This window comes from Vibrio sp. 1F253, from assembly GCF_041439295.1.
Lineage (GTDB): Bacteria > Pseudomonadota > Gammaproteobacteria > Enterobacterales > Vibrionaceae > Vibrio > Vibrio tasmaniensis_A.
The window spans coordinates 21,615-27,732 of record NZ_JBGONU010000055.1; the positions used below are offsets into that span (position 1 = coordinate 21,615).

A 6,118-nucleotide genomic window follows, 5' to 3' on the forward strand; every position below is an offset into this window, starting at 1 on the left:
CAATATTAACGCCCGACCTTGCGCCCACAACGTTTAAACAGCTGCTGCCAATAATCAACATGGCGGCGAGTGGATGATCGAAAGGCGTGATGCGCATCTTTGATGGGAAAGTAATAACTGTGTAGGTCAGGTTGCGCGTCAAACATACCAAGTTGCGGGGCTAACTGCTGATAGTAGCCATCTAATTGCGCCATGTACGGCTGAACCTTGTCAATGTATTGCTGTTCGAACACATTATTAAGGTAACGAAACTTAGTCGTGTCTCGCTGCTCACCACAAATTATGTTGGCGTCAAAAGTTGAGAGTTGTTTGGTAATGGTATCAAGCTCAACAGAGGCACGAGATAGTGAGTAGTACAAATCCCCAAGCGTCGAACTCTTCTCTAATCCTTCTTGAACTTCAGTAGTCTTGCCGGAGACGAGCGGTGTGTTTAACGAGGCTGTAGAATTTCTCCTCGCCCGTCTCAATTCTGATCCTACCGCCATTTCATCATGATATGAGCTTGAACGCACTAACTCCTTGTGATCTAATCTAAATTATTCGTCACAAGACACAGTTATGCCCAACTTCAAAACCGATTACTCGAACCAAAACATGTTCGTCCCTATCATCATCGATGAACAACTCATCCCCGGAACTATCGAGTATGCGATTTCTCACATTGTCGATAACCACCTCGACCTCTCGCCCTTTGATGCGCACTACCACAACGACAAAAACGGGGCGGCTGCTTACCCACCTTCCATCATGCTTAAGGTTATTTTTTACGCCTATTCCCTTGGCATGTTATCTAGCCGTCGCATAGAAAGGGCTTGCGTCAACAACGTCACCTTCATGTGCTTATCGGGCGACGAGCGACCACACTTCACCACTATCGCGGCTTTCATCGCACAAATGAAGGACACCATCGAACCACTGTTCACTCAGGTTCTCATGATATGCGATGAACAAGACCTAATTGGCCGTAACATGTTTGCTATTGATGGCTGTAAAATTTCATCCAATGCCAGTAAGGAGTGGAGTGGCACACACGAAGAGCTTCGCCGTAAAAAAGAAAAACTACAACGAGCGAGCCAGCGAATTATCGAGCGTCATCAAAGCCAAGATTCGCTCCCAAATGAAGTTATCGAACAAGACTTAAGACAAAAACAAAAGCTTGATAGCAGCGCCGATAAAATAGGTGCATTTCTGGCGAGCACTAAAGACAAATTGGGCAGCAGTAAAAAACCTGTAAAAAGCAACATCACGGACAATGACAGCGCTAAAATGACCACCTCAAAAGGCACTATTCAAGGTTATAACGGCATCGCCATCACGGATGACAAGCACCAAATTATTTTACACAGCCAAGTGTGGGGAAGTGTTGGTGAGCAGCAAACATTAAAGCCTGCAGTGCTCGCTTTGAAAGAACAATTAGAAAAACTACCCAACAGCTCAGAGCGCACCACCAAGTTCACCGCAGACAGTGGGTTTCACAGTAAAACCAACCTCAAGTTCCTGTCTGAGACCCCTTATGATTGTTACATAGCAGACACTGGATTTCGCAGCCGTAATCCGCTGTTTCAAAACAGTGAAACCTATCAGACCGAGCAAGCGAAAAAACGAAAGAAACGCTCAAAAACAGGCAAAACCTGTTACTCCATTTCGATGTTCGAGTTCAACCAAGACGAAATGACTTGCCGATGCCCTGCAGGAAATATGATGCGACTGAGCAGTAAAAACGCCGTCATCCGTGGGGAGCGTGGTGCTCAGTTTTGTGGATACCTAAACGACTGCAGACAATGCGTTCATCAACCGCTGTGCATGAGAAAACCGCCTGGCAAGCAAGTTGGTCGACAAGTCTTCTTTATCTACAAAAACACCAAAGACTTTGACCACATGCAGGCCATGAAAGACAAGATTGATAGCCCAGAAGGAAGGCGGCAATACAGTAAACGGCTTGGATGTGTTGAGCCTGTTTTTGGTAACATCACAGTCAACAAACAGATGAATCGATTTACGCTAAGAGGACAAGAGAAAGTGAACGCCCAATGGGCGATGTTCAGCATGCTTCACAACATGGAAAAGTTACGAAATTGCATTATCTAGAGGGTAAAACCTCTAAAATCATCGAAAAACTCCGATTAACTCTCATCCTGTCGCTCTATCTTTCCTTATTATGGTAAAGGTCACTATCATCACGTAGCATTTAGGCTGTTATCGGTCGGATAAATGACGATAAAAGCAGGGAAAATCGGCGAAAAATCGAGAAATCCTACAGCCTCAACGCTCGGTTAATATGCTCTAGGGCGTCCCTTGTCTGTCGGACTTGTTCGCCGATATCAGCACGCAACCACTGACTTCCACGCATTTGAGACTGCATCGCTTCACTGGCATAGATGAGATTCCATTGGTGCAGTGGAAATTGTGCGAGCTTCTGCTGCTCGATTTCTTTGAGTAATTCTACGATCTCTGGATCTAATTCGTTATTAGATAAACATTGACCAACACCTTCCAGTAGAGCGACTTGATAATCGTAATTTCGGAACTCGTCGGCGACTTTTCCAAGTACGGAGTTTCTTTCTGCAATCAGGTTGAATAATCCGCATTGTCGAAGTTGATAGCTGTCGATAAGCCCGATAGAGAGCGAAGGAACTTCAATAAACAGTTCTCGCTTTCTCGGTAAGCTGTCGAGCTCCCAGTCTTCCTGTATCTCGTCAGCATCTTGCACGTTGGCGATTTTGGCCTGATAGTCGTCGAAGTAGTTCTGTGGGCTGTCATCGAAACATCCAGTGATCACCACGGTCAGACACAACAGTGTTGAACGTACGATTAAGCTTGAGATAGCGTGACGATCCATGTGATCGCTACCAGTCTATTTCGCTACCATCGAAATTAAAGAAGTGACCACTCACTTCAGTATTCGATGACTCTATTACAGTCACAAGGCCTTTAGCTGAAGTCTCTGTATCAATAAGAGCATTAGGTCCGCCCATTTCGGTCTGTACCCACCCTGGATGTAACGCCAACACTGTAAAGCCATTATCGGTTAAGTCGTTACTTAAGCTCTTCACAACGGAGTTTAAAGCGGCTTTAGATGAACGATAGATATAACCGCCGCCTGAGGTGTTCTCGGTCATGCTGCCGACTCTAGATGAAAGACAGGCGATCTTTTTGACGTCACTACTTTCTATAAGAGGTAATAGAGTCTCGACAAGCTTCAATGGGGCAATTGTGTTGATTTCAAATACACGACGCCACTCTTCGACATCGGTATTACCCAGACCATAACCTTTAGGGCCATAGTAGCCAGCGTTGTTGATCAAGATATCAATCGACTCTATTTGCGAAGTGAGGTGGCTCACCGCTTGGTAATCGGTGATCTCTAATTGAATGCAGGTCAGGTTGCTACTGTGGTCTGCGAGAGAGAGCAGTTCTTTTGCTGAATTGGCGTCACGGTAAGTTGCGTACACCTTGTGATTACCTTTCAAGTATTGTTGAGTCAGACTTAAGCCAATGCCGCGGTTCGCTCCAGTAATAAAAATAACGCTCATGGTGATTCCTTTTCAGTTCAATTAGTTAAGTTTGATGGCTTAACACGAGAAAATCAACGGTCCACCAACTGGCCATTAGCATTCCTACAAAAATCATTACTGCAGCCATCGAGCCACAGATCACACCACAGATGAGTATTACGTTTTTCATTGTTGTCTCTGGAATTAATTAAAGGTAATGATAACTATTATCATTAATTAAGGTTGTCGCCAAGTCTGAGACTGTTATGATTTTGAGATTGATACGTAATACGCCCGATCTATGACTCCTTTAATTTACCATCCAATTTATTCTCAGTTGCCTTTACCAGAAGGGCATCGTTATCCAATCAATAAATATCAACTGTTGCACAGTGCTGTGAAGCACCACATGGATAGCGATCCAAAATGGGGTAATGCATTCGAAATGTTCCAGCCAATGCCTGTTTCGGTAGAACAAGTAAAGCAGGTACACGATGGTGAATATGTCGATTTGCTAGTTTCTGGAAATTTACCAGCAGCAAAAATGAGACGTATCGGCTTTCCGTGGAGTGAACAGCTTATAGAAAGGACACTCTATTCAAGTGGTGGAACCTGCTTGGCCGCTGAAATGGCCATCGAGAGTGGTTTAGCGATTCATCTCAGCGGTGGCTATCATCATGCGCACCGAGATTTTGGCAGTGGCTTCTGTTTGTTGAATGATCTGGTCTTGGCGGCCAAGCACGCATTAACCTTTGAGCATATAGATAAAGTGCTGATCGTCGACAGTGATGTTCACCATGGCGATGGTACAGCGACACTTTGCCAAGAGAGCGATGAGATTATTACTTTGTCATTCCACTGCGATAAGAACTTCCCTGCGCGTAAACCGTTATCTGATTTAGATGTGCCATTAAGTCGTGAAACAGAAGATGAAGAGTTCTTACGTTGTTTTGAACAAGTCACCAAGTTGGCGATTGCGCATCACCAACCTGATCTGATTATTTATGATGCGGGGATCGATATCCATCAAGACGATGAACTGGGTTATTTGAATGTTTCGACAAAAGGGATATTTGAACGCGACTGTTTCATGATTGAATTAGCGAAATCAGAGTCTATTCCAATGGCGTGTGTAGTCGGTGGCGGATATCGAACTGAACATCAAGATCTGGTGCCGATTCACATGCAGTTACTCAACGCTGCATTGGCTGTGAATAGCAGAACCGGTGAGCTTGTGTGATCTCCAGATACAAAAAAGCCGCTGATTTCTCAGCGGCTTTCTTTAATGTGGTGGAGGGATAGGGATTTGAACCCAACCACCAAAAAATTAAATGCTTATTTTACAATTGGTTAATCGAGTTATCGAAAATCATTTTAATCGTTTGTCTTGTACAGATTAAACCTTACTTCACCGTTTAACGTCAAGATATATCAGATTGACATGTTAGTAAGTTAGGGCGGAACGTTATTAACGTTGCCCTTGCTTGGAGAAAAACACTCAGGCATACGTCCTTCTAGAGTAAAACACAAAATTTACTTATAGAGAGGCTCGGCCTGTCAACTCTCGGGACTTAACGCTGACTACGCAGCGCTCAATCCTAATTTGTTATGCATTTCTTCCAAGCTCAGAATCTGGCCCCAACTTACTACTAAAAACGAACATACAACTAACTAAAATGCCTAACTCAAAAAGCTGACATAGAAAAGATGCCACCTTAAACACCAGACCAGTTTCCATCCAAGGCGTCGCTATTTCGATTAGCACAGCGGCTAAAACCAAAGTATACCCAATCCGTTGATGCCATTTACCTAACACTGGCGAAAAATGGTGGAAAGCTAACAAGTAGAGCACCGAAAAAAAAGGCATTATAAACCAGGTGAAAGACTCAAAAATTTCAACCAATGAGCTACCACCTTCACCCAAAGTCGCCATTAGTATCGGGATAATAAAATTGAGTAGCATATAAAGACACGGATATATAAGAATACCCAAGGCAAGATACTGGACTGATTTTTTAACTCTACTTTCCACTTGTACTACCTTCTCAAGTTGGAGTAACGCATAACAAATGATATGGACTCCCTCTACCTGACACTCGGCGCGCCATACTTACTCAGTAAACGCTGAAGAACTGGAGGTTACTATGTCCACCATTCAAACTATTGGCGTGACCTCACCAAGAATATGTTCAGTATTCACTGTGTCGATGCATATGGCAAGTGTGTCCTACGCAAAAATATCTAAAGAAACAAAATCTTAAATACATTAGCTAAGTTTCCGCCTTGCCTCATCGGTATGGAGGCGTACTCTGGTGCACATCATTGTGCGTGAGAGCTCAGCAAATGAAATTTTTGGACAAATGTATTTCAGGTGTGTTGCTCCAAACCGTTTCGATCAGATAAGAAAAAGTATCTAGGATACATTAAATTGTGTATGGCTGTTTATTTCTACAGATGTACTTTTTAGCTTACAAATTTTTATTCAACCATTTCACCGTGTGATCTCGCATATCGTTGGAAAAGTAATGCGATTCCTCAACTAAATTGAACTCAATTTCAGTATTGTTTCTATCGTATTTACTCTTCACTTTTTCATAAAAGTCCTTCGCGAAATTAGCAGGAAC

5 protein-coding genes and 3 pseudogenes are annotated in these 6,118 nt (G+C 43.4%); 3 read left to right on the top strand and 5 right to left on the bottom strand.

Translation table 11 applies throughout. From position 1 onward, the window contains the following. Positions 1 to 5: 5 nt before the first annotated feature. Positions 6 to 437 (bottom strand): annotated as a pseudogene (locus tag ACED28_RS19870) (DUF3080 family protein); the annotation flags it as partial. A 121-nt stretch (positions 438 to 558) separates the two neighbouring features. On the opposite strand from ACED28_RS19870, the gene ACED28_RS19875 reads away from it, so the two are divergent. Beyond that, positions 559 to 2,088, top strand: a complete 1,530-nt coding sequence (locus ACED28_RS19875; RefSeq protein WP_102556707.1) for a transposase — start codon at positions 559 to 561, stop codon at positions 2,086 to 2,088. 175 nt (positions 2,089 to 2,263) lie between these two features. On the opposite strand, the pseudogene ACED28_RS19880 reads toward ACED28_RS19875, so the two are convergent. The 3 genes and pseudogenes from ACED28_RS19880 to ACED28_RS19890 form a co-directional block, all read right to left on the bottom strand. Beyond that, positions 2,264 to 2,839 (bottom strand): annotated as a pseudogene (locus ACED28_RS19880) (DUF3080 family protein); the annotation flags it as partial. Between the two features lie 7 nt (positions 2,840 to 2,846). Beyond that, complete coding sequence (locus tag ACED28_RS19885; RefSeq protein ID WP_371701343.1) at positions 2,847 to 3,533, bottom strand: SDR family oxidoreductase; 687 nt, start codon at positions 3,531 to 3,533, stop codon at positions 2,847 to 2,849. 25 nt (positions 3,534 to 3,558) lie between these two features. Beyond that, positions 3,559 to 3,684, bottom strand: a complete 126-nt coding sequence (locus ACED28_RS19890) for a hypothetical protein (RefSeq protein ID WP_269146598.1) — start codon at positions 3,682 to 3,684, stop codon at positions 3,559 to 3,561. Between the two features lie 111 nt (positions 3,685 to 3,795). On the opposite strand from ACED28_RS19890, the gene ACED28_RS19895 reads away from it, so the two are divergent. Beyond that, complete coding sequence (locus ACED28_RS19895) at positions 3,796 to 4,734, top strand: histone deacetylase (RefSeq protein WP_371710566.1); 939 nt, start codon at positions 3,796 to 3,798, stop codon at positions 4,732 to 4,734. A 366-nt stretch (positions 4,735 to 5,100) separates the two neighbouring features. Here the strand turns inward: ACED28_RS19895 and ACED28_RS19900 are convergent, their stop codons facing one another. Beyond that, entirely contained in the window at positions 5,101 to 5,526 is a 426-nt protein-coding gene (locus tag ACED28_RS19900) for a hypothetical protein (protein ID WP_371701338.1), read from the bottom strand. A 153-nt stretch (positions 5,527 to 5,679) separates the two neighbouring features. Between ACED28_RS19900 and ACED28_RS19905 the strand changes: the two are divergent. Next, a pseudogene (locus ACED28_RS19905) lies at positions 5,680 to 5,823 on the top strand (IS110 family transposase); the annotation flags it as partial. Positions 5,824 to 6,118: the final 295 nt, after the last annotated feature.

What these genes read in the sequence shown, in the direction of transcription:
- ACED28_RS19875 (WP_102556707.1), top strand. Translation starts at nt 559, where the DNA reads ATGCCCAACTTCAAAACCGATTACTCGAACCAAAACATGTTCGTCCCT.
- ACED28_RS19895 (WP_371710566.1), top strand. Translation starts at nt 3,796, where the DNA reads ATGACTCCTTTAATTTACCATCCAATTTATTCTCAGTTGCCTTTACCA.
- ACED28_RS19890 (WP_269146598.1), bottom strand. Translation starts at nt 3,684, where the DNA reads ATGAAAAACGTAATACTCATCTGTGGTGTGATCTGTGGCTCGATGGCT.
- ACED28_RS19885 (WP_371701343.1), bottom strand. Translation starts at nt 3,533, where the DNA reads ATGAGCGTTATTTTTATTACTGGAGCGAACCGCGGCATTGGCTTAAGT.